Origin of the sequence: Bacteroides difficilis (assembly GCF_048319815.1) — a bacterium.
In the GTDB taxonomy this organism is placed as follows: domain Bacteria; phylum Bacteroidota; class Bacteroidia; order Bacteroidales; family Bacteroidaceae; genus Bacteroides; species Bacteroides zhangwenhongii.
Genome location: NZ_CP182814.1, coordinates 3,044,229 through 3,070,105, shown reverse-complemented (window position 1 = coordinate 3,070,105; position 25,877 = coordinate 3,044,229). Strand labels below are relative to the sequence as shown.

The 25,877-nt window shown below is 38.6% G+C and carries 18 protein-coding genes; 11 read left to right on the top strand and 7 right to left on the bottom strand.

Annotated elements, in window-relative coordinates; all coding sequences use genetic code 11:
• Nucleotides 1–67: 67 nt before the first annotated feature.
• The 11 genes from ACNOGP_RS11495 to ACNOGP_RS11445 all read left to right on the top strand — a co-directional run bounded on the left by ACNOGP_RS11495 (nucleotide 68) and on the right by ACNOGP_RS11445 (nucleotide 16,020).
• Nucleotides 68–1,618, top strand: coding sequence for a sulfatase family protein (locus tag ACNOGP_RS11495; RefSeq protein ID WP_004320055.1), 1,551 nt, complete (start codon nucleotides 68–70; stop codon nucleotides 1,616–1,618).
• Between the two features lie 79 nt (nucleotides 1,619–1,697).
• Nucleotides 1,698–3,524, top strand: a complete 1,827-nt coding sequence (locus ACNOGP_RS11490; protein ID WP_004320057.1) for a right-handed parallel beta-helix repeat-containing protein — start codon at nucleotides 1,698–1,700, stop codon at nucleotides 3,522–3,524.
• A gap of 2 nt (nucleotides 3,525–3,526) precedes the next feature.
• Nucleotides 3,527–4,855: a sulfatase gene (locus ACNOGP_RS11485; protein ID WP_004320059.1), complete on the top strand. Its 1,329-nt coding sequence runs from the start codon at nucleotides 3,527–3,529 to the stop codon at nucleotides 4,853–4,855.
• 149 nt (nucleotides 4,856–5,004) lie between these two features.
• A complete protein-coding gene (locus tag ACNOGP_RS11480) occupies nucleotides 5,005–8,061 on the top strand; it encodes a glycoside hydrolase family 2 TIM barrel-domain containing protein (protein ID WP_060451210.1) in 3,057 nt (1,018 codons plus the stop codon).
• Nucleotides 8,062–8,067: 6 nt separating this feature from the next.
• A complete protein-coding gene (locus ACNOGP_RS11475; protein WP_081084211.1) occupies nucleotides 8,068–9,516 on the top strand; it encodes a sulfatase in 1,449 nt (482 codons plus the stop codon).
• Nucleotides 9,517–9,522: 6 nt separating this feature from the next.
• The gene (locus tag ACNOGP_RS11470) at nucleotides 9,523–10,995 is read left to right on the top strand and encodes a sulfatase (RefSeq protein WP_060451208.1); all 1,473 of its coding nucleotides are present in this window, start codon (nucleotides 9,523–9,525) and stop codon (nucleotides 10,993–10,995) included.
• Nucleotides 10,996–11,010: 15 nt separating this feature from the next.
• On the top strand, nucleotides 11,011–13,137 hold the full coding sequence (locus ACNOGP_RS11465; RefSeq protein WP_121765593.1) for a glycoside hydrolase family 2 protein: 2,127 nt from the start codon (nucleotides 11,011–11,013) through the stop codon (nucleotides 13,135–13,137).
• Nucleotides 13,118–13,450: an IS66 family insertion sequence element accessory protein TnpA gene (tnpA, locus tag ACNOGP_RS11460; protein ID WP_060451331.1), complete on the top strand. Its 333-nt coding sequence runs from the start codon at nucleotides 13,118–13,120 to the stop codon at nucleotides 13,448–13,450. The genes ACNOGP_RS11465 and tnpA overlap by 20 nt, the downstream gene beginning before the upstream one ends.
• A complete protein-coding gene (gene tnpB / locus ACNOGP_RS11455; protein WP_060451332.1) occupies nucleotides 13,434–13,802 on the top strand; it encodes an IS66 family insertion sequence element accessory protein TnpB in 369 nt (122 codons plus the stop codon). The genes tnpA and tnpB overlap by 17 nt, the downstream gene beginning before the upstream one ends.
• Nucleotides 13,803–13,875: 73 nt before the next feature.
• Nucleotides 13,876–15,465: an IS66 family transposase gene (gene tnpC / locus ACNOGP_RS11450; protein WP_060451333.1), complete on the top strand. Its 1,590-nt coding sequence runs from the start codon at nucleotides 13,876–13,878 to the stop codon at nucleotides 15,463–15,465.
• A gap of 72 nt (nucleotides 15,466–15,537) precedes the next feature.
• Nucleotides 15,538–16,020 carry a DUF4982 domain-containing protein gene (locus tag ACNOGP_RS11445; protein WP_192920643.1) on the top strand — a complete coding sequence of 161 codons (483 nt, stop codon included), beginning with the start codon at nucleotides 15,538–15,540 and terminating at the stop codon, nucleotides 16,018–16,020.
• A 149-nt stretch (nucleotides 16,021–16,169) separates the two neighbouring features.
• Here the strand turns inward: ACNOGP_RS11445 and ACNOGP_RS11440 are convergent, their stop codons facing one another.
• The 7 genes from ACNOGP_RS11440 to ACNOGP_RS11410 form a co-directional block, all read right to left on the bottom strand.
• A complete protein-coding gene (locus ACNOGP_RS11440) occupies nucleotides 16,170–16,955 on the bottom strand; it encodes a hypothetical protein (RefSeq protein WP_060451314.1) in 786 nt (261 codons plus the stop codon).
• Between the two features lie 431 nt (nucleotides 16,956–17,386).
• Complete coding sequence (locus ACNOGP_RS11435) at nucleotides 17,387–18,361, bottom strand: IS982 family transposase (protein WP_060451315.1); 975 nt, start codon at nucleotides 18,359–18,361, stop codon at nucleotides 17,387–17,389.
• Nucleotides 18,362–18,402: 41 nt separating this feature from the next.
• Nucleotides 18,403–18,864, bottom strand: coding sequence for a DUF5018-related domain-containing protein (locus ACNOGP_RS11430; protein ID WP_060451316.1), 462 nt, complete (start codon nucleotides 18,862–18,864; stop codon nucleotides 18,403–18,405).
• Between the two features lie 15 nt (nucleotides 18,865–18,879).
• Entirely contained in the window at nucleotides 18,880–20,628 is a 1,749-nt protein-coding gene (locus tag ACNOGP_RS11425) for a RagB/SusD family nutrient uptake outer membrane protein (protein WP_060451317.1), read from the bottom strand.
• A gap of 11 nt (nucleotides 20,629–20,639) precedes the next feature.
• Nucleotides 20,640–23,957, bottom strand: coding sequence for a TonB-dependent receptor (locus ACNOGP_RS11420; protein ID WP_081084229.1), 3,318 nt, complete (start codon nucleotides 23,955–23,957; stop codon nucleotides 20,640–20,642).
• A 46-nt stretch (nucleotides 23,958–24,003) separates the two neighbouring features.
• The gene (locus ACNOGP_RS11415) at nucleotides 24,004–24,984 is read right to left on the bottom strand and encodes a FecR family protein (RefSeq protein ID WP_072066923.1); all 981 of its coding nucleotides are present in this window, start codon (nucleotides 24,982–24,984) and stop codon (nucleotides 24,004–24,006) included.
• A gap of 73 nt (nucleotides 24,985–25,057) precedes the next feature.
• Nucleotides 25,058–25,678: an RNA polymerase sigma-70 factor gene (locus ACNOGP_RS11410; RefSeq protein WP_044917864.1), complete on the bottom strand. Its 621-nt coding sequence runs from the start codon at nucleotides 25,676–25,678 to the stop codon at nucleotides 25,058–25,060.
• Nucleotides 25,679–25,877 lie beyond the last annotated feature (199 nt).

Here is a 25,877-nt window from a genome sequence, read left to right as displayed (position 1 = left end):
AGTATGGATTTACAATTTATATTTGCAGATATAAAAAAAGGGAACAAATTCTTTAAAATATTTTATCATGAAAAATTATTTATTATTCAGTTCTGTTTTGGCTCCTTTAGCCATAAGTTCGACTGCATGTTCTTCAACAGAGAAAACAGAGAAAACAAGCAAACCGAATGTAATAGTAATCCTTGCGGACGATTTAGGGTACGGCGACGTCAGCGCATATGGAAGTAAAACCATCTCTACACCAAATATTGACAAATTAGCGAATGGAGGTGTTTGTTTTACTGATGGGCATGCCACTTCTGCTACATCAACACCTAGTCGCTATGCGATGTTTACAGGTTCATACCCATGGAAAAACAAGAATGCCAAGATTCTTCCGGGCGACGCTCCTCTTCTGATTGACACAGCACAGTTTACAATGCCGAAAATGTTCAGAAATGCAGGATATACTACGGCGGCAATTGGCAAATGGCATCTTGGAATGGGTTCGGGAAATCCGGACTGGAACAAGAGAGTAACTCCCGGGGCAAATGAAATAGGTTTCGATTATTCATGTCTTATAGCAGCGACAAACGACCGTGTACCTACAGTCTATGTTGAAAATGGTACAGTAGTCGGACTTGACCCTGAAGACCCTATTCAGGTGAGTTATGAAAAGAATTTTGAAGGAGAACCTACAGCCATAGACCATCCGGAAATGCTGAAAATGCACTGGGCGCACGGACATAACAATTCAATAGTAAACGGTATTCCCCGTATAGGCTATATGAAAGGTGGAGAGAAAGCTAAATGGGTGGATGAAGATATGGCTGATTATTTCGTAGGTAAAGTAATGAATTTCATTGACGAAAACAAAGAAAAACCATTCTTCCTTTATTATGGACTTCACCAGCCACATGTACCACGCGCCCCTCACCAGCGTTTTGCCGGCAAAACGACAATGGGACCTCGCGGAGATGCTATTATAGAGGCAGACTGGTGTGTTGGCCAACTGATAGAGAAGCTTGAGAAAGAAGGCCTGTTGGAAAATACTTTGATAGTATTCTCGAGCGACAACGGCCCGGTACTTAACGACGGTTACAAAGACCAGTCACCGGAACTTGTTGGCGACCACAAACCGGCAGGCGGATTAAGAGGAGGTAAATACAGTCTGTTCGAAGCAGGAACAAGGGTTCCATTCTTTGTCTACTGGAAAGGTCATATCAAGCCGGTCAAATCGGATGCCCTTATTTCGCATATGGATATGCTTGCATCATTTGCCGAGCTGATAGATGAAGAAATTCCTGTAGGACTTGACAGCCAGAACTTCTTACCGGTGTTCATGGGAGAATCTACTGATGGTAGAGAATCATTTATAACTGAAGCAATGGGCCGCCTTGCATACAGAAAAGGCGACTATGCACTTATACCTCCATACAAAGGTGAAAAGGTAAACAAAACAGGAAATGAACTCGGAACTGTCGAAGATTTTGCTTTATATAACCTGAAAAATGATTTTGCCCAGAATGAAGATTTGGCTGCTAAAGAAGGCAAAATGCTTGAAGAAATGAAGGCCGAATTCCTAAATTCTGTAGGAAAATACTACAATCCGAATAAAAAAGGAGAAACTCTAAAATAAATCTATTACTGCCGGATAGTGGAGATAATCTTTACACTCCACTGTCCGGATATTTATTCTTAAAATAATTCAAAAATTTATGACTATACCCAAAATCTGGAAAAGAATTACATTTCTGTCTGTATTAACACTGATAACAAATTCATATACAGCTGCAAAAGAAATCATCAACATTCCGCTACAGAATGGCGAGGTAACTATGAATATAAGAATGGCTATAGAAAGTGCGAAGACAGATGATATAAAAATAGTACTTGAAAAAGGAACATATTTCTGCAAGCCGGACTATGCAACAGAAAAATACTGTGCAATAACAAATCACGGCAATGGTTCAAAGAAAATCATATTCCCTATCAAAGGCTTCAAGAAAGTGGAAATAGAAGGCAACGGAGCTACCATCTTATGTCATGGTCAGTTATTCCCTTTCCTGATAGAGGAATGTAATGAAGTGAATATATCAGGCATTACCATAAACTGGGACATACCTTTTACATTCCTTGCTGAAGTCATAGACATCAATCGCAAAGAAGGATGGAGGGAAGTAAGACCATTAAGGGATGGTTTCTCATGGAAAATAGAGAAGAATAAAATAATGTTCCCTAACATTGACGGATTTAACTATTCCATATTAGGCAGCACATTGCCTTTCGACAAGGAAAAGAAGAAAGTAGTAACCGGTGCACAAGATATGCACAGTGACCCGTCAAAGGTGGTGGAGCTTCCTAACGGAAACCTGCGTATATACGAAAAACAAAAATACTATCCACCAATCGGCTCACTGCTAAGCTCTAAGGGCGACAGAGAAAAGGACAGATATGCTCCTGCATTCGATTTTAAGGAGTGTCAGAACATCACTCTCAACAACGTAACGGTACATCATGCCCTAGGTATGGCATATCTTTTCGAACGTTCTGAAAACATAAAAATAAGAGGTTGTAAAGTTGTTCTTCCCCCTAATTCAGACAGAGTAATCTCATCTACTGCAGACGCCACACATTTTGCCAACTGTAAGGGAGATATTCTGATTGAAGGGTGCACATTTGAGAATATGCTTGATGACGGAACTAACGTACATGGCACATATGTGGAAGTAAACAAGATTATCGACTCCAAAACGATACGAGTAGCTCTGAAACACTTCGAACAGTTGGGATTCAAATTTGCTGCCCCCGGCGACGAGGTTTGGTTCATAAAGTATCCGTCACCGGCCAGAGCTGAAACAAATACAGTCACAAAAATCAACATCATTAACGAAACATACATGGATCTGACTTTCGCCAATGCTATTCCGTCTGATTTGAAAACAGGAGATGTAGTGGAAAACAAAACATGGAATCCGACATTTACAGTGAGAGGATGTACTATAAGAAACCATAGGGCAAGAAATCTCATTCTGAAAACCCCTTTGAAAACTGTTATTGAAAACAATAATCTGTCATCAATGATGTCGGCAATACTCTTCAGAGGCGAAACATTCTTCTGGTTTGAATCCGGTGCTGTAAACGACGTGACAATCAGAAATAACAAGTTCAAGAACTATGCCGACTGCGGAAAACCTCATGCCGCAATATACATCACTCCACGACTTGGCAAGAACTTCGACCAGACTGAGTGCTACGACAAGAACATCAATATCATAAACAATGAGATTGACGGATTTAATCCGAGAGTGGTATGGGCGGACAGAGCAGAAAACCTTATTATCAAAGGCAACAGAATAAACCTTAACAATGAGGAAAAAGCCCCGTTCCCTGACGCACCGGTTTTCCAGTTGGAGAATTGCAAAAATGTCACAATCGAGGATAATATACACACAGGACTGAAACCGGCTAAAGTACTGGAAGCCGACAAGAAATCAAGAGAAACTTTGAAAATTAAAGGAAATAAAAATCTGAAATTCGAATAATTATGAAGAATCTAATAACTGTCTCTGCCCTATTGCTAGGAAGTCAGGTAACGGCATTCTCACAGGAGCAGCCCAACATAGTAATGCTGTTTGTAGATGATCTTGGATGGGCTGATTTGGGATATAACAACCCTGTATTCGATACTCCAAACATCAACAAACTAAAGTCTGACGGACTGTATTTTTCAAGAGCCTATGTAGCCAGTGCTACTTCAAGCCCGAGCAGAGCATCGCTTCTGACAGGCAAAGAATCGTTAAGATGCGGATTCGTAAGACATATATACGGCAAAGATACAAGCCTTGAATTTGAAACATTCGACAAAGACCCCGGCAAAATGAAGTCGAGAGCGTATCTCCCCTTGGAAGAAATCACTTATGCTGAACGACTTAAAGAATTCGGTTACTATAACATGTTTGTAGGTAAATGGCATCTTGGCACAGAACCATATTTCCCTACAAAACAAGGATTCGACGCTATGTACGGTACATGCGAACACGGACATCCGAACAACTACTACCAACCGTTCTTCAAGACTAACAATCCTTTCCCAAAAGCCAGAAAGAATACTTATCTGACAAATCTCATTGGAGACGGAGCGGTAGATTTCATTAATAAATACGACAAAAAGACACCTTTCCTGCTCAACGTGTGGTATTATGGAGTACATGGCCCTCAAATAGGAAGAAAAGACTTAGTGGCAAAATATGAAAAGAAAGGGCTTACCGGAAAATACGCACAGTATGCAGCGATGATTGAGGCGCTTGACGAGACTGTAGGAGAAATCAGAAGTTCGCTAGAGAAAAAAGGAATTGCTGACAATACAGTTATAATCTTCTCTTCCGACCAGGGAGGGGCTTTCAAGAACGGACATTTAAGAGGTGGCAAGATAGGAGGAGATGCACTGGCTGAAGGCGGTTCACGCGTACCATTCATCATATACGACCCTACTCATAAGAAAATGATGGGCAAGACTATAACTCAGCCGGTAGAAACAATCGATGTCTACCCTACTCTTGTAGAACTTGCCTCAGGCAAACCATGTAAGGACAAACAGGTAGTAGGAAAGAGCCTCGTCCCAGTTCTAAAGGGTAAGAAACTAAAAGACAGAGACTTGTTTATGTTCCGAAGCTACGAAGACCAGAATGCTGCTATAATAAACGGCGAATGGAAACTGATTAAATACAGAAGCGGAAAGGTGCAGCTCTATAATATCAGCAATGATGAAAGCGAAACCACAAATCTTATCAACGTATATCCGGAAAGGACAAAAGATATGCTTGAAAGACTGAACAAGTGGATAGAAGAAGCTACTCCAAAAGAACTTTTATAACATAAAAAGATACTGGAACCTTTTACTACTTCTATAGCATTAAATATAGGAAACATCTGTTACTATCATAGGTAAAAACTAAGCAGACAGATGTTCCCTATGCTATAAATATTGTAAAACTCAATAAACAATCTAATCCTATACCCTATATGAGAAATACATTTATCTTAACACTTTTACTGTTATTAAACATAGCGAATATCTCAGCAAATATAAAAAACTTGAACAATAACTGGAAATTCTTTTACGGTGACATACCAGAAGCAAAATATGTAGATTTTGATGACTCAGAATGGAAAGACATCCGCATACCTCACGACTGGGCTTTTGAGAACGGATATTCAGCAAATGCCTCACAGAAAGACAAGGGTGGCTACCTTGGAGGCGGTATAGGATGGTATCGCAAAGAGATATATCTGACTGAAAAAGACCTGTCAGATGATTTTATTTTCATAGACTTCGAGGCTTCATACATGAACAATCAGGTATGGATAAACGGTAACTTTGCAGGAGAAAGACCATACGGATACATTCCGTTCTCATTCGATATAAAGAAATACCTTGTGGAAGGCAGAAATATCATCTCAGTAAGAGTAGACAATAGTATGGAACCCAGCGCCCGCTGGTATCATGGCTGCGGAATATATGGAAATGTATCATTAAGAAGCCACAAAAATGCTTTCTTTGAAAAAGATGGAATTTTTATCACTACCCCCTCGAAAGACAAAGTCTGTGTAAACGCAAAAGTTATTTCAGCCGAAAAATCTGCCAACTATTTAGCCAAACTGGAAATTTTTGACAAAGCAGGTAAATGCAAAGCACAATCGGAAACATTAGAGTTTTCCACTAACAACAACAATGCAGAAATCAACTTCAACCTAAAAATCAAAAAGACCGAGTTGTGGTCTCCTGAAAATCCTAACCTATATACATCAAGAATAACACTTACCGACAGAAATAACAATATAATCGAAACGAAAAGTATCGATTTCGGATTCAGATATATAGAATGGAGTCCCAATAAAGGATTTATACTGAACGGAAAACAGTATAAACTTAGAGGCGTATGCGAACATATGGAAGGAGGTCCTACTGGAGCCATTACAACAGAACAACTCATCAGATGGAAAGTTAAACTTCTTAAAGATATGGGATGTAATGCCATCAGAACGGCTCACAACCCTCATCTGCCTATTTTCTATAAAGTTTGCGATGAGCTTGGAATGTTCGTCATGGACGAAATATTCGACGGATGGCACAAAAAAGCAGACTTTGACTATGGATTCCAGGCTTTCGACAATTGGTATGAGAGAGACTTAAGAGATTTCATTAGAAGGGACAGGAATCATCCCTCAGTGTTCCTATATAGTATAGGGAATGAAACCAAAGGCGATGTTGCCAAAAAGATGGTAAAAATATGCCATGAGGAAGATCATACGAGATTAGTCACTTCAGGAGACTCAAACTCTGAAGATATGGATGTATATGGCGTGAACGGATGGAGCGAAAAGAAAACTTTTCTTGAAACATATAAGCCGGGAAATAGAGCATTCATAGGAACAGAAAACCCTCATACATGGCAAGTTAGAGGATATTATAGAACACAGACGTGGTATAGAGACAAGTACCCCAATAAGAAACAAGATCCGATGTTCATACCCAACCTTACGGATAAAGAGATTTTCTCATATGACTGGACATCACCAGACAGAAGAAAGAGTGCAAAACAGATATTCAACTCTTCGTATGATAATGCCACCGTGCGAGTTACAGCCAGACATATCATAGAATCGTTAAGAGACAAAGACTGGTTCTCCGGAAGTTTTAGATGGACTGGTTTTGATTACCTTGGCGAAGCAGGATATGTACATGGAGGATGGCCGTTCAGAGCTTTCCAATCTGGTGCACTTGATTTGGCAGGTTTTCCAAAAGACTTGTACTTTCTCTACCAAAGTGAATGGACAACAAAGGATATGGTTCATATTCTGCCACATTGGACACATCCTAAAATGAAAGAAGGAACAGAAATACCTGTATGGGTGTATACAACAGGCGATGAAGTTGAACTTTTACTCAATGGGAATTCTCTTGGGAAAATAAAAAAAGGGGAAAAATGGAATGAAATGCAATGTGAATTCAGAGTCCCATGGACACCAGGAAAGATTGAAGCAATAGCATACAGAAAGGGAAAAGAAATAGCCAGGACATCGCAAGCCACAGCGGGCACACCTGCTAAAATTGATATTGACATCGAAAACAAGAATCTGAAAGCAGACTGTCAAGATATCAGCATTATATCCATAAGTCAAAAAGACAACAACGGAATATTATACCCGTATGGAGAAAACAGAATACATGCCAATATAAAAGGTGATGCAAGAATCCTATCATTTGAAAGCGGTAACCCTGTTGATACAGAAACAAACTTCATTGCAAAATCAAAAAGATGTTTCTTTGGACTTAACAGGATTTTCATCCAGTCTACAGGTTATAATGAAAATTCGCCCGTTACATTATATCTTGGATGTATATCAGGCGATAAGAAATTATGGGCTTCAGACAAAGTTTCAATTTTATATGAAAGCATCTCATTAAGAGGAAAGAGTCCCCAAGATAATGTTGAGATATATTATACTACAGATGGTAGGAAACCTGACAAGAATTGTAAAAAATACAATGCCCCATTTTCGCTAAAAGAGGCGGCTACAGTTAAAGCTGTTATATATATAAATGGTAAAGATGAAATTTACATGCAGGAAAGTTTTGGTCCAAACGAAGGCTTATATTGGGGAAAGCCAGGAGAACCGGCATGCGAGTTCAATGGAGAACAGGCTGAAACAGCCAGTCTCACTAACTGTGTCAAAACTAAAAAAGATGGCGAAGGGTATTTCGGCGACGGATTTGTTATACCGAAAGCAGGTAAAGGTTCTATCACATGGTATCAGGAAAATGATGGTGGAAAATTCAATGCCAAAATTTCTATAAGATACTCACAGAAAAGTAGCAGCACATATTCATATATGGAGCTGTATAATAACGACAAGCTGTTGGAAAGAATTAAATTTACCGATACAGGAAGTGTTGGTTTCCACTGGCGTGAAATGTCAGTTCCTATAACCATATATTCCGGAGCAAACAATATAACCTTAAAAAGTGTAAGCAATGATGCTACACCAAGTATTGATCAAATAACAATTTTACAATAACAAGCGATGAATAAATTTACATTAATGGTGTTAACAGGCTGCGCACCAATTACAGGAATATCAGCTGCCGAAAAACCAAACCTGGTCATAATCCATACAGACGAGCACAGTTTCAGAACCTTAAGCTGTTATCAGAACCTTATGCCTGAACAAGAAGCTTTTGTTTGGGGAAAAGGATGCAATTCAACAACCCCCAACATAGACAGAATAGCTAATGAAGGAGCTATATGTATGAAATATTACTGTAGTTCGCCGGTGTCGACACCTTCAAGAGCTTCAATGATCACAGGCCTCTACCCCCAAGCCACAGGAGCACCCAAGAACGGAATGTTCCTAAGTGATAAAATACCTACATTTGCATCCATATTAAGCGAAAATGGCTATGTCACATCGTATGTAGGCAAATGGCATCTTGCAGGAGATGAGAATAAATACACGTTCGGCATAAAATATAATGGAGGATTCCAAGACAATACATACATGATGACAGGAGGACACGCTCCTTACTTTCATATAAAAAACGGTAAAGTAGTGGCAGGTATCGGGGATAAAGCTGCCGCAAAACTTCCTGCGAATGAAACAATCCATCTTACAGACTTCTTTACCGACAAGGCACTCGATATACTGGAAAGAGACAAAAACAAACCATTCTGCCTCATGCTGTCCATTCCGGATCCGCATACACCGGACTATGCACGCCCACCATATCACGATATGTACAAAAATCTGAAGCCGGAAATGCCGTTTACGATGAAACCTGAATATGCATCACAAAGACCAAGCTGGGGAAAAGGCAGCGAAAAAGACAAGAACGAGGCAAAGACATTCGATACAAAGGCCCTGAAACAGTATTTTGGTATGGTAAAACACATAGACGACAGTGTAGGCAGGATTCTTAAATTCCTTGAAGACAACGGCTTACTGGACAATACAATAGTGGTATTTACATCCGACCACGGAGATATGTTCTTTGAACATAAAAGAAGGAACAAAGGAGTTCCATACGAAGCCTCGTCTCGCATACCGTTTGTAATAAGATACCCTGGAAAAATCAAGGCGGGAAAAGTCATAAACAAAGCATATGTGAATACAGACTTTGCTCCTACCATACTTTCACTTATGGGTATAAAAACTGACGTAAAATTCCATGGTAAGGATACTTCTGCCGACTTCACAAACAAAGATAAAATTGTAAATGGCAACAGAATAGTACATTTTGCACAATGCGAAGGCTGGTGGGCTGCTGCAACAGACGGCAGATACAAACTGGTAATAGACAAAAAAGAATCGCCATGGCTAATCGACATGAAAGAAGATCCGTTTGAACTTAAGAACTGCTATAATGATGCAGACAAGAAAGCAATAGCACAAAAGATGCAAAGAGAGCTGATGAAACAACTTCAAGAGTTTAAAGGCACGGGACTTAACAAAAAACAAGGATATATACTAAAATAATATGTCATGAACAATAATATAATTAACTTAGGTTATGCACTGACATTCATACCCACACTTTACGGATGCAGTGACAGCACCGGAAAAATTAAAGAAAACACCTCCTCAAAACGCCCTAATATCATACTGTTTGTGACAGACGACCATGGTATGGATGCATTGGGATGCTACGGAAACAACATTATCAAAACTCCTAATATGGACTCGCTTGCCGCTAATGGAGTAAGGTTCACTCAGGCATATTGCACTAGTGCAAGTTCAGCAGCAAGCCGTTCCGTCCTGCTAACAGGTAAATACGGACATGCCATCGGAGCATACGGCCATACACACGACTACCATCATTTCAGTACTTTTAAGGATGTGCGTTCCCTTCCTGTAATCCTTTCAGAGAATGGGTATTTTACAGGTAGAATAGGCAAATATCATGTAGCCCCTGAATCCGTATATCATTTCGATAAAGTATATACAGGCAATCCAAGAAATACTGTAGAAATGGCTGAAAACTGTAAAGAGATCTTCAATTCTGAAAAACCGTTTTTCCTCTATTTCTGTACTGACGACCCACACCGTAGCGGATTTACAGAAAAAGTAGACGACTGGAGTTCGCCCAATCCATTCGGTAACAGAAAAGACGGATACAAAGGATGTTCCAATATAGTATATTCGCCGGACAGTGTCATTGTTCCTTCATTCCTCCCTGACAACAAAGAAACGAGAGAAGAAATTGCACAATATTATCAATCAGTTTCCAGAGTTGACCAGGGAATGGGTAAACTTCTCTCATATCTGAAAGAATCAGGAAAAGCTGACAATACTATAATTATATATATTTCAGATAATGGCATGGCTTTCCCTGGAGCAAAAACTACTGTGTATGAGCCAGGGCTAAAGTTACCTTGTATCATTAGCTCACCATTCATTAAGTCAAAAGGAATTACAAATGGTGCAATGATTTCATGGGTCGACATGACCCCTACCATACTCGACATGGCAGGTATAAACACCAAAGATGAAGGATTCATGGGACGCTCCTTCCTACCGGTTATAGAGAGTGAATCTCACGAAGGATGGAACAGGATTTTCGCTTCACATACATTCCATGAAATCACAATGTATTATCCAATGAGGGTAATGAGAAAAGGTGACTATAAAATAATATGGAACATAGCTCATTCGTTGGAATATCCGTTTGCATCTGATTTATGGATTTCGTCAACATGGCAAAGCATTTACAGAAACAATTTGACACACTTCGGTAAACGCACTACTGACTCCTATCTTCACAGACCAGAATTCGAGCTTTATAATCTTAAAGAAGACCCTGATGAAATAAACAATCTGGCTTTGAAAAAAGACTATACAGACATACTCGAACAAATGAAAAAAGAGCTGAAAGAGTGGCAGTTGAAGACTAAAGATCCTTGGTACATAATGTGGAATCACGATGCTTCACTTCAGGGAGCCGGAGAAAAATTATAATAATAAATTTACAAAATGAATATGAAACTACTACTTTCCTTGACATTAATTCTCATGGGGGCACTGTTAAAAGCAGCCCCCTCTACAGAAACTAAAATAAGAGTTACAGAAGATTTCAACATGGGATGGAAATTCTTATTAGGAGACAGCCCTGAAAGAAGAGAAATCAACTATGATGACTCACAATGGAGAACTCTTAATCTGCCACACGACTGGAGCATTGAGGGAGACTATACACCGGATTTCCCTGCCGGAAAAAACAACGGTTTCTTCCCCGAGGGATTAGGATGGTACAGAAAAACCTTCACTGTCGCCAAAGAAGATTTAAACAAACAGTTTGTAATTCAGTTCGACGGTGTATTTATGAATTCCGAAGTGTGGATTAATGGCTGCTACCTTGGAAGACGACCATACGGATACTCAACATTCAGATATGACCTTACTGATAAACTCAAGTTTGGAGGAGAAAACGTAATAGCTGTAAGGGTTGATAACAGTAATCCCGGAGCAGACAGATGGTATCACGGGTCAGGAATATACAGAAACGTTCATCTGATAAAAACAAACTATGTTCATTTCCGCCATAATGGAGGTATCTATATTACCACTCCTATAGCAGAAAAACATACAGCCACAATAAAAGCGAATTATGAAATCATGGGCACATTCTTCGATAAGAATGAAATAAAACTATTTAAGAAAAACAGATGGCTGCGTGAAGAGAACAAATGGAAGAATGCTCCAAGAAAACATGACTGTATTATCCGTACTATAATTTACGACCATAAAGGAAAAGAAGTGGCAAGAACAGAAAACAATCATGTCATCGAAAACTACGAAACGAACTATAAAGCGACACAAACCGTTACTTTCAATAATCCAAATCTGTGGAGCGACAAAACACCATATCTCTATACTGTAAAAAGTGAGATAGAATACAATGGCAAACTTTTGGACGATGCAGTTACGGAGATAGGTATCCGAAAAATCGATTTCGTACCCGGAGCAGGACTCTTTGTCAATGGTGTTGAAACAAAGTTGAAAGGTGTTTGTCTCCATCATGAGGCTGGCAGTCTTGGTGCTGCAGTACCCAGAAAAGTCTGGATATATCGTCTGAGTAAATTAAAAGAAATGGGATGTAATGCTTTAAGGACATCACATAACCCTTTCGAACCAGCCTTCTATGAAGTATGCGACAGTATGGGATTTTATGTAATGGACGAAGCTTTCGACGAATGGACTACCGGATGGAACGTAAACTGGACAGAAAATCCTACCGGTAAAGCCATGAACGGTTACAACCATCTCTACAACGAATGGTGGCGTACCGATTTGGCAGATATGATAAAAAGAGACAGAAATCATCCATCAGTAATAATCTGGGGAGTAGGAAATGAGATTCCAGATTACAGGCACTATAAACACGCAGGAGAAACGATAGCACCAATGTTGGCTTTATGCAAGGAATTAGACCCAACCAGACCATCATGTGTAGGCGACAACAATTGTAAACTTACAGATAAGAATGGAGTAACAGAACAATTGCCTATTATGGGATTCAATTACATAGAACGCGATTTTGGCAGCAAGGACATGTACAGACCCATGCACGAAAAATACCCTGAGAAACTGTGCTTTGGAAGTGAAGTCAACAAAGAACTCTGCTACCATATAGCAATGAGAGACAACCCTTACGTAATAGGAGGATTCATCTGGACAGGTATAGATTACCTAGGAGAAACCAAAGAACTTGGAAGAAGAGGATGGAACTCATCACTACTGGATCTTACATTAAACAAGAAATACGAAGGAGCTCTGTACGAAGCTTGTTGGACTGAAGAACCAAGGATTTTCATCACTTCTTGCGATGTCTCAGCATCAGGACCTATGGAATACACTACATACGGACAGGCTGGCGAACGTGTCGTATTAAGCAAAGAAAGGTTGTTTAGCTGGAATAAAAGAGAAGGCGAGAAAACTTTTGCCACAGTATACAACAACTGTGATGAAATAGAACTCAAGCTAAACGGTAAGCATCCGATAAAGTACCCGTTTTCTTTGTTATATTTTCATTGCACCTTTGCCTTTGCAATATTGCATGAACTTCTAACATATTTTCATTATGACACAAGAACAATTTAGCTCTTTACAGGAACTGCATCGTTTAAGCGGTCTGAGTCTTGTGAAATTTCTGCAACGTGAACATGTCAGTTACTCCACGTACAATTATTGGAAACGTAAATCTTCCAGTGTTCCCGATCACGAAACATCTGCTCCCCAATCAGTCTTAGCTCCCATCAGCCTCAAGTCCCCCTGTATTGCTTCCTCCTCTTCCGTTTCCGGAATGACCCTGTTGTTTCCTAATGGCGTCCGCGCCCATTTGGGTGCCGGTATGGAAGAGGCCGCTTCCCGTTTGATTAACCAATACACCTGTTGCCATGTTCTGTCTGAATGATACGATGCGGTATTTTCTCTGCCCCGGCAGGACTGATATGCGCAAGGGTATCAGTTCCCTCTGCGGTGTGGTACACGAGCGTATGGGCTGCAGTGTCAGGAACGGTGATGTATTCATCTTCATAGGCAGCAGCCGTAAGTTGATGAAGCTTCTCCATGCCGAGGATGGCGGTCTGGTGATGTATGTCAAACGCCTTGAAGCCGGTCATTTCAAGGTTCCCGAATATGATGAGAAGTCGCGCAGCTATCCGATGGAATGGCGCGATCTTGTCATTATGGTGGAAGGAATCCGGGAATCTCCCGGGCAGCGTTTGAGACGTCTGAGGGCGGAACGAAATGTATATACCGTATAAAAATAGATGTCGTATTCCTTGTCTGTCCGGGATATATTTTGTACATTTATAGTGTAATTAAAAGAAACGGATTATGACTCAGGAAGAGATGCTTTCACAGATGAACTCAATGCTGCAGTCCCTGCAGCAGGTGAACGCATCCCAGGCTGAGACCATCATCAGGCTTACCCGGCAGAATGAATCCTTACAGAATCGTCTCAATGAGCTGACGGCTCAAGTCGCATGGCTGAACCGCCAGCTTTTCGGTCACAAGTCAGAGAAACTCCCGTCTCTTGATTCCAGCCAGCCTGACCTGTTCGGTGACTTTCTTCCTGATAATGCGGCTGAACTGGAAAAAGCGCGTGAAGCAGCGGTGCAGACCATCACAAAAGAAACGGTGGAGAGCAAGAAACGGGAACGGAATAACCGCAGGATAATGGAAGGTCTTCCCGTACTTGAAAGGGTAATCATCGAGCCGGAAGACATTGACCTGGAACTGTACAGGAAGATTGGTGAGGAAGTGACCCGTGTGGTGGAACATAAGCCCGGACAACTGTATATAAAGGAGATTGTACGCCCCAAGTATGCCCTTAAAGACAACACTTCACTTCCACCCCTCGGCAGAAAAGGAGTGGAGATAGCAGCCATGCCGCTGTTGCCTATATACAAAGGGATAGCGGGGCCTACACTTTTGGCGGAGATACTCCTGCAGAAATATGAGTATCATCTTCCCTTCTACCGCCAGGTGAAACAGTTGCATCACCTGGGCTTCAAGGCCAGTGAAAGTACCATAGACGGATGGTTCAAGCCTGCGGTTGAACTTCTCAAGCCACTTTACGAGGTACTCAGGCAGGAAATCATGAAATCCGACTACATACAGGGGGATGAAACGACCGTACCTGTACTGGACAAGGCAGGACATCAGACCAACAAGGAATACTTGTGGATGGTCAGGGCAGTAGTCGAACGACTGGTGCTTTTCCATTATGACAAAGGATCACGGTCAGGTACGGTGATAGGGCAACTGGCTAAAGACTTCAAGGGTTATTTCCAATGTGACGGCTTTGAGGGTTACGAATCTGCTTTCAAGGCCAACCCGAACGTGCGCCTTGTTAACTGCATGGCTCATATACGCAGGTATTTTGAGCAGGCACTTGCTGAAAACAGACAGATGGCGGAACATGCCTTAAAAGAAATACAGCTTCTATATCGCATAGAACATGACTGTGACCAGATGCAGCTTACAGAAAATGAACGAATGGGAAAACGTCAGGAACTTGCCGGCCCCATTATGGATGCCTTGAAGCTATGGATGGAAACAGAAGGGATAAAATACAGCCCAAACAGCCTGACCGGGAAGGCGATAACCTACGCCTATACCCGCTGGGAGAACATGATGAGGTATCTGCAGGACGGACGTATCCATATTGATAACAATCTGGCTGAAAATGCCATCCGACCAATCACACTGGGTAGAAAGAACTACCTGTTCTGTGGAGACCATCAGGCGGCCGTCAGCATGAGTGTCGTCTGTTCGTTGCTGGCAACGTGCAAAGCGCATAAAGTAAATCCGCGCACGTATCTGAATGACGTTATAGCAAGAATGCCATATATGCAGAAGGCAAATTATGAGGAACTGCTACAAATGTTGCCACACAAATGGAAAGAAAGGAATAAAGAATGATGGAGATACAACCATAGATGGCTGCTTAACTTGAAAGGAGATACAGCCTTTTTTTATAGTGTACTTTATCGGATGCTTACGCTAAACGGCAAGTCTTTAGGAAGAAAGGAAACAGGAAAGGACACTTATTATGCAGAGTTTGAGGTCTCATACAAACCCGGCAAACTTGAAGCTATAGGCTACCGCAACGGAAAGAAAGTCGGTACATGCAAACTTGAAACAACAGGATCTGTTTCTAAGATTCAGGCCAATCCGGTATGGAAAGAAATGTCAAGAGACGGAAAAGATATTAATATAATAGAGATAAGGCTAACAGACGATAAAGGCAGGACTGTCCCAGAGGCTGAAAATGAGATCATCGTTTCCGTAACGGGTGGAGCAAAACTTATTGGTATAGACTCGCCTAATTTGTATTATACAGGAAATTTCAAGACAGACCGTCGAAAGGCACAAAACGGTACATTGCTTGTCACTGTGCAGTCAAACGGCAAAAACGAAAAAACCGTCATTAATCTATCATCAAAGGGAATAAAAGATACCACAATCAGTTTCTAAGCTGACCATAATAAGAGTGTCATGAATCATTAAATCATGACACTTTTTTTAATGGCTATCTGTCAGTTCTGAAAGATGACATTGGCATCCCATTTCCCCCTTTCTGAAATACTAGACACATAGATTTTATCACTCCATGAAGTTTTAATCTAAAAAGGAGGTTCACCTTTAATAGTTTGAATAAATGATTTCACTTTTATTATTTCTTCCTTTGTCCCTACAACAATAAATGATATACCTCCTTCTCTTCCAGACAATCCACCAAGGCCGTATAAAAAGACCTTTACATTTGCATACTGTTGAATAGCCTCTATCTCTGTAAAAATCATTCCGGTTTTAAATAAATAAAGTTTAGGTATAGAACCTAATCTTTCATTATTAGCATTTAAAACATTTTCAGAATCTTCCAAGTTTAGAGAGGTTTCTTTCTCAAGACCGATAGGAATTACCAATTTGGCTTTATTCTCACCTACATATGGCAGAAACTTATGAGTTGTACCGCCATCATATGCACCTATACAGACAGCAGCCTGTTTTCTAGAATAATTTAAAAGATTACCACCCTTTAACACCAAATCTCCGGGTTTCAATAACCTTAGAGCTTCAGAATAACTTATATCAATAAGTTTTCCATTCTCAAATACTATTTCTTTAATATGGTTCTTCTTAATATTTAGTGCTTCTTTTCCTGCAGGAATAAAATGTCCAAGAAGGAAACTGCCATGTTCTATTGTTTTCTTCATCAACTCCTCTGCAATATATGAATTAGTAGAACCTTTTGTTATTATAATCATACCTTTTTGTAATTTATCTTTTACTAAAGGCATATTGATTATTCCTTTTGCTATAAGACGTTTACTCTCACTGACAGTAAGGTTAACATCCAGAAACACATCATTATCAGAAACTAAAAAAGATTTATTCTTTACACTCATAATACTTCCATTTAAAATCCAAACAAAGTTGGATAATTCATTAATAATTAACTTTAGTTTTATATCTTTGTATCAGGATGTTAATAGGAAGTAGGCTCTGCTGAGGAGCAACCTACCAGCAATAAACATCCTGACGGTACGCAGTAATGCTACTTGGGGAGGCGGTAACACGCCTCTCTTTTTGTATTACTGATATCGTCTGATATGGCTAAGAAAACCTAACCATAATCCTATGGTAAAACAAACTTTCCACAGCAGACACCACATAAGGGCTTTAAATGTCATTCCTAAAGATACTTATTTTTTAGGATATATCAAAGCCTCGGCTTGGGAAAGTCGAGGCTTTGTGATAACAAAAAGAGGATGTATCATTTTGACACACCCTCATACATTACACATAAAATAATATATAGATTAACCCGTTGGCGGAATTAAATCAGCGCATATTTAACTTTGCCAATGGGTTTGTTGTTTTTATAGTTGATGTATTGTAGGATTGTAAGTGCGCTAATCTTCCCTATAATTCGGGCAAACAATCCATCTGTATCTTTGGCGTAATTTCTTATAATCATAAACTGGTCACATAGCTGTGAGAATAGGGTTTCAATTCTTTTTCTTGCTTTGGCAAACCCGGGGAATACAGGTTTCCAATCTTTCTGGTTAGCTCTGTATGGAACTTCCAGCCTGATATTTGCTGTTTCAAACAAATCCAATTGTACACTGGCACTTAAATACCCTTTGTCACCTATAAAAGTACTGTTGCAATATTCCACCTTGACATCATTCAAATAATGAATGTCAGGTACACTTGCCTTGGTAAGATCAAAAGAATGGATTACTCCACTTAAACCACAGACTGCATGCAGCTTATATCCGTAATAATATATTCCTTGTGAGGCACAGTATCCGATTGACGGCGCTTTCTCAAAATTATTCTTTCCCATACTACAGCGTTTTGCACGTGCAAAACGACAGACCTCTATAGGTTTTGAATCAATACAGAAATAGTCTTCACCACCGTCTATATCCTTAACAAGCCTTTCCCTGATTGCATTACAAAGAGATGAGGTTATCTTACGCCTGTCATTGTATTGTCTGCGCGAGATGAGATTGGGAATTTCCTTTCTATAATCCTGCAATTTAGAAAACAGCAAGGATTCACTGTCAATTCCCATTGCTTCTGAAGTCATATTTAATGCAATTACTTCAAGATCGGAGAATCGTGGAACAACACCTCTTCTGGGAATATTACCTGATTCATTTACTAAATTACCTGCAACTTGCTTGCATATGTTCAGGAATTTTGCGAATATTGCATATAGGTTGTGCATAGCTTTATTGTAAATTAATAGTTTGGTCACTTCTAATTTACTAATAACCAGCGATATGTACAACCTTTTATACATATTTATTTTATCAATTTAATTCCGCCAACGGGTATAGATTATTATTTATTGAATGAATCTATTTTCAGAGTCCAAGTTTTACTATCACCATTTGCCGCTGTAACTTTATAACTCATTTCATTCTGTGTACTAAAATCCTGTATCTCTCCTAGTTTAGGAGAATCACCAACTGGCGCTATAACTGCAGCAGTAGATATATCACAGTAACCTACCAAATTTGATAAAGAGACACCGTCCCTAATTTCTTTAGGAAAATCATCATCAGCCTTTGGAACTGTAATATCACAAGTTACAATAAGATTCTCTTTATCTATTATGGTCTTAACAGTCATTTGTTCTACACACATTCTGTTCTTGGCATCATCAAACCAACGATATTCAAACTTGAAATTAGTAATATCAGCATCCTCATATGCAGGAAGCTCTTCTAAACCCGCCTTCAGACATGAAGAAATCATTGTCATCAGAAATAAGGAAAGCAATACATTATATATTTTTTTCATAATCTACAATTTTAATTAGTTCCAACCAGGATTTTGATCATTTGCAAGATTCTTGTTTAGTTCCATTTCTTTCTTAGGAATAGGGAACAAATATCTCTTAGCTGAAAAAGCACGAGAATTCAGTCCATGTACATCTGGTACATCAATCATCTCATACGAATGCCCATCAGCAGCAATTTCCAATGTTTGGAATGCATGATTCAATTCAGGAATAACTTCCAAACCATCAGCTTTACCCCAGCGAATCAAAGACCAATATCTGTCACCTTCAAAAAAGAGTTCAACTCTTCTTTCAGATTTATATGCCTTCCAGGCATCATCAAGAGTCATAGCAGCAGCTGTATGAGCTGGAAGACCTCCGTGTAAAGTACGGGTCTTATTAATATACTCAATAGCCTTATCTTTTTCATTCAACCTTAGGCACGCTTCTGCATAATTCAAATAAGACCTTCCTAATCTCAAAATTACATGATGATAGTCAGTATAGTTTTGAGCGAATATAGGCTCCTTCTCATATAAGGTCTTTCTTACAAAATACCCGGTTCTGGTAGAAAGCTTTGAAGCCTTATTTAAGGATTTTCTATGCATATTACCTGTAATTCTTGTTACAACCAAATTTTCATAAATATAAGTAGAATCATAAGCTATTGATGCATAAAAACGTTGGTCACGATGTTTATATAAATGATCTGAAACCCAATATGTGCCCGGATTATTAATATAATCCTCATAATACGAAGTCTCATTCCACTTCTTGGCCTTACCGTCACGGTCTATTACCTCATATTCATCAACCAAATCCTGTGAAGGCCACCTGTTTCCCCAACCCAAAAAATTCTGTTTAAGCTTAGGCCATGCAAAGTCATGCAACACATTAGTCTCTGCATTTGGTGTAAATTGTTGCATTGGAGTATCCTTATATTGTGTAACTGATTTATTTCTCCACAAAGCAAAGATAATTTCCTTAGAATTTGAAGCATAATCATAATCATTGAACATCTTTTTATAGTCACTATCCAATGAATAACCTAATTTGAACAACTCCTCGCTGCTGGTTTTAACTTCCTTGTAATAGTCTTCTTTTCCTGTTTCAATATAAGAAGCTCCATGAAGAGCGACCTCAGCTTTTAGTGCCAGCGCTGCACCTTTGGTAAAGTATCCATTCTCTGCATTCTCAGGCAAGCCGGAAGCAGCATCCTTCAAGTCTTTAAGTATAAAATCATAAGTTTCCTTTATGGTCTTACTTCTCCCTAATTGCAGTTCGTCTTCTGGTGTAAGAACCTTATCAATTAAAACAAACTTTCCAAATAACCGAGCTTTATTGAAATATATCATAGCCCTAAGCATTTTTCCTTCTGCTATCATTTCTTTCTTTATATTATCAGGAAAGTCAGATTTACCGACATTCTCTATAATCAGATTAGCCTGCCTGATAAGAGGAAAGGCAGTAGACCAACGATAATCCTTATCCGGAGTCATCTGATCCTTTATTATAGTCACCACATTATTAGTTGAGATTATAATATTATCAGAATAATCATCATTAGCAGCACCATAATAAGCATCCAACTCCAAAGGAGTGTAAATATATTCTTTAACTATATCTTTATATGCATTGTTTATAACACCCTCAACAAGTTTATAATCACTCCAAATCAAATCATCTGAATAACTATCAAGGGGTTTTGTATTCAATAAATCATCACAAGAAGACATTGCCATAACAATAGCAAAACCCGATATTAATATCTTAAACTTATTCATATCTTTAATTTTTAAAATTCAACATTTAGTCCTAAAGAGTATGTCCTGAAGACAGGATATGAAGCACCAGATATAGAACGAAGATTTTTCTCAATCTTATCTGGCTCTATCATCTTCGCTTCAGGATCAGTGAAATCCAGAACGTCTGATACTGTAAATAAATTAGTTCCGCTCAATGTAATCCTACAACCTTGAATAAAATTACAGTTCTTAAGCAAATCACGTTTTAAATTATAGCTTATCTGTAAATTCTTCAATCGGAAATATTTGGCATTCATATTAAAGAAATCAGTAACAAGAGCATTGTTTTCACCATTCGGGTAACCAGCTTTTGTTACTCGGGGGAATCTTGCATCCGTATTTTCAGGCGTCCAATAATCAGCCTGGAACTTTGTAATAACACTTGCATAATCACCACGTTGCATCTGTTGTCCCATTGCTATATATCTGTCACCTGTTCCCTGGAATAAAGCTGAAAGCGACCATCCTTTATATTCTACTCTAAAATCAAAACCATAATTCAAATGAGGCATAGAAGGTTGTCCTACCCTACGCATATCATTTGAGTCTATTTTACCGTCCCCATTTGCATCAATATATTTTATGTCACCCATTGAAGTTTCTGTAGAAGGCAATGGTCTAGGAGAATTCAATATCTGCTCCTTATTCTGGAACAATCCGTCACTTAAATACATCGAATAAAAGTAATCCTTTTCATGAGTCTGCCTTGTATAAGGATTCTTCAATGTAGCCAGGTCTTCAGAATCCAGCTGTTCCCATAACTGGTTGTAATAGGAGATGTTTCCACCGATTTCATAGTACCAGTTTCCACGTTTTTCCTTATATCTTAAGTTCAGTTCAAAACCGGCACGACGATGCTTTGAGCCAGAAGTAATTTCAGGAAGTGGTTTTCCTAACGTAGTAGCATAAATATTATTAGGACTCATCAGATATCCTGACGTTTTATAATAGAAATAGTCTAAAGAACCTTCAAGTCTGTTGTTCAAGGAAGCAAAATCAAAGCCAACATTAAATGACTTTCTGGTATACCATGTCAAAGCCAACGGATTAACAAGATTTCCTTCAGAGAAAGTGACATTCAATATATTACCTGCATTATAATATTCCTTCATTGCACCCTGATTATACAATGCCATATACCCAAATCGGGTAACGCCGTCCGAGATACCTGTCTCTCCATAAGATGCTCTAAGTTTTAGACTGTTTAGAATATTCTTATCATTAAGCTTCTGCATAAAGTTTTCATCCGAAATCATCCAAACTGCTGATACAGCAGGGAAAAATCCCCATCTTTTGTCAGGATGAAAATTGTCATTACCATCATAACGTCCACTGAATTCAATAATATATTTTGAAAGATAGTCATATTTAAGACGACCTACATAACCCATACTGGCAGATTCAGCAGCCGACCCATCATTTGTCAGTCCATCTACAGATCCGGCAAACAGCTGATCCATTGATGTAGATATATAATTTTTTCTACCTGCACTAACAAATTCAGAAAAACCTTTTCGCTGGGTATATACAAAAGTTGCATCTAACGTATGTTTTCCGAAAGTCTTAAGATAGGCAGCTTTAAACTCCATATCAAAGATCCTGCTATAACCGGATTTTACATCCATAGAGGGTTTTACACTTGACTGATATAAAGAACCGTCAAGCTCGTATTGCTTAGCCGTAGCATTCCATGATTTTTCAAAATAATCTATATCATTATAGTTTACCATTCCTGAGAAAGACAAGCCATCTACCCATTTAGGTTTCCAGGTTGCAGATATCTGGCCATTCAGATATTTTTTTCTTTTCTTTATATAACCGGAATCCTTGTCAAACCTAACCAAAGGATTTTCATTGCCGGCAGCAAGTGTTCCATCCGGATTATAACCAGGTACATATGGTCTAGTATTATATAACAATTGGAACCAACTGCCATCATAAGGCTCTCTAGTATTCTGAATACTTCCATTAAGGGCTGTATTTATTTCCAGACCGATATTTTCAAACTTTGTAGTTACATTACTTCTTAAAGTAGTTCTATCAAGATTAGAAGCGTCAGACTTTAATATACCTTCCTGTCCCATGTATCCTAAAGACACATAATAATTGGTATGCTCACTTCCTCCGCCTACAGATAACGTATGTTTTTGTTCCGGCGACAAATTCTTCAGTACCAAATCCTGCCAATTGTTGTTGGGATAATCAGGATCTTTACCAATCAAAGCCATCTGTTCCGGTGTCCAGAATGGTTCGCTTCCCTCATTGAGATATACCTGATTAGCCATTTCTGCAAATTCATAAGTATCAAGAGGAGCTGGCAAAACAGTAGGCTGACTCAATTGCAGATTCATTGAATACCTCACTTTTGGAGTTCCGGTTTTACCTTTCTTGGTCTGTACAAGCACAATACCGTTACCTGCCTTAGAACCATAAACGGCAGTAGCAGAAGCATCCTTCAAGAACGACATAGATTCGATATCTTCAGGATTTAAGGTTGAAAATACGAAAGCATCAGAAATAACACCATCGATTACAAACAATGGCGTCTCTCCACCACGAATGGATATTGATGGCATTTCCCCCAAAGCTCCTCCAGAACTATTTACAATAAGACCAGGAACCTGACCTTGAAGAGCTTGTGTAACATTCGGGAAAGGTGTTGATTCGAGTTTTTCTGCATTTAGGCTTGAAACAGAGCCAGTCAATTTTCTTTTAGTTGTAGTACCATATCCTATTACAACCACTTCATCAAGAACCTCTGTATCTTCTTTAAGTACAATTGACAACTCTTTACCTCCAACTGCAGCAAACTGTTGAGACTTGTAGCCCACATAAGAGACCTGCAATACAGAGTTTTCTGATGCAGTAAAAGTAAAATTTCCATCAAAATCTGTTATTGTTCCGTTAGAAGTTCCTTTTTCTATTACAGAAGCTCCTATAACAGGCATGTTTTGAGAATCAAGGATTTTTCCTTTTACAGTAACTTTCTTTGCAGACGAAGACTGATTTTTTCTGGATATGACAATCATCTTATCACGAATCTCCCAGGTGAGATTAGGATCCAGAACTTTTGACAAGGCATCTGTAACAGAAGCATTGGTCAAGGTAATTGTCACCTTCTTACTTTCATTTACTTCGTCCGTTTTGTAAATGACAGACATTCCTGTTTGAGTTTCAATTTCCTTTAAAACAGTCTTAAAAGACTGATTTGTAAAGGTCTTACTTACTGTTTGCGCATCAATACTAAGAGTTGCACAACCTATGGATGCTCCTAACAGTAATCTTAAAAGACATGTTCGGTTAAACATAGTGATTAAATTTTAGAATTTAGAAAAATATATTACATATCTCTAGCTATTTAATTATTATTCTATCTTTATCAATAGTATACTCAAACGGTATAATTAATTGCAAACCATCCAGAACTTGCACTAGTGTTTCATTATTTTTCAAAGAAATTCTGAACGTATGACATTTTATTTCATTGTTTTCAATACACACCTCTACACCATACTTTCTTGAAAGCTTCGCAGCAAAGTCCGCTAAAGTAATTTTTTCATATTCTATCCTGCCATCAATCCAGGCATTTGAATCATCAACATCCGACCTAAAACTTTCAACAGTTCCTTTATTCTTATTTATACATACACCTTCTCCAGGTGATACTTCATACAACTCATCTTTATAATCTATTTCAATCTTACCTTCAATAAGACTTGTCAAGGAAGTTGCATCAATATCGTACGCACATACATTAAATTTAGTTCCCTTTACTATTATATCGTATGCCGACGTTGAAACTGTAAATGGTACACCATTTCTGGATGTAACCTCAAAATACCCCTCGCCATCCAACACAACATTACGCTTTTTATCAGAGAAATTATTCGGGTATTTCAAAGTTGACCCACCATTCAACCACACCATAGTTCCGTCCGGTAGAACCAACTTCGACTTTTGACCTGAAGGTACTTCACTTACAAAATATAAGTCATTGCTTTTTCCGGTAAATCTATCATACAAGTAAACAGACAATGATATTATAATCATGATAGAAGCTGCTACCGACAACCATCCCGAATTCAACTTTCTATTCCTGTCATGAGATAAAGATATTCTAGAAGTATTCATCCGCGTTTGTAGTCTCGCCCATTTATCTGCCATCTCATATTCATTAATATATCCACTTATCCATTCACTTTCCCATTGACGGAACAGTTTCATATTCTCATTACTATCATTTATAAAATCAAACAAGACCTTTTCATCTTCAAGAGAAATTTTACCTTGAAAATACAAAAAAGCTGTTGATTTTATCTCTTCCATATTTTTCATATCATTAGTCTTTCTACTGATAAAACAATTCTATCCATTCTTACCCTACCTATTTTTATAAGTTTTTTTTCTTTTAGGATAAGAAAAACAGAGATACTATTATAAAATACTTAGTATCAAGAGATTGGTTCTCTAAGTAAGATGAAATTATTTTCAAAGATTTTGTAATATGTTTCTCTACTGCTTTAGTAGTAATATTAAGTCTATCAGCGATTTCATTATTTTTAAGTCCTCTAAACCTGCTTAAAACAAACACCTGCCTAGTTCTATCTGACAATAATGATATAGCTTTTGATATTTGTATCTTAAGCTCTTTTTGGAAAAGTATCTCATCCGGCGAAAGTTGCATATCCAATGAATACAGTTTCTCCTCTCCTCCTATATCAAATACATAATCAACAGAAATATTCTCAATCAAAGAGTTATGTTTTATATAGTTCAAACAAGCATTTCTAACCATACAAAACAATAAAGAAGATAACGAAATATATCTGATACTACTCTTTCTTTCCCAAAAAGAGATAAAGCAATCCTGAAGGATATCTTCAGCTATATCCTCATCATTTACATACCTCACTGCATATCTGAGAAGTCTTGGATAGAACTTAAAGAAAAGTTGCCTGAAAGCCTCTTCATTACCTTCTTTTACCATTTTAAGAAGTTCATTATCTGAATAAGGAATTGTGTCAATCATAATATAATAAGGTTTATATATTTATTATCGTTGAAACGGGGAAGTAAGGTATATGGACAATATCAGACCAATCAACTCTATACACCACATTGACTATATTATAATATATTTCTCTATCAGTATTTGCAGCCTATGAAAGTCTAAGTCTTTCTTCTGGGATATTTACGTTATTCACAGTTACAAAACCGACTTACTATGA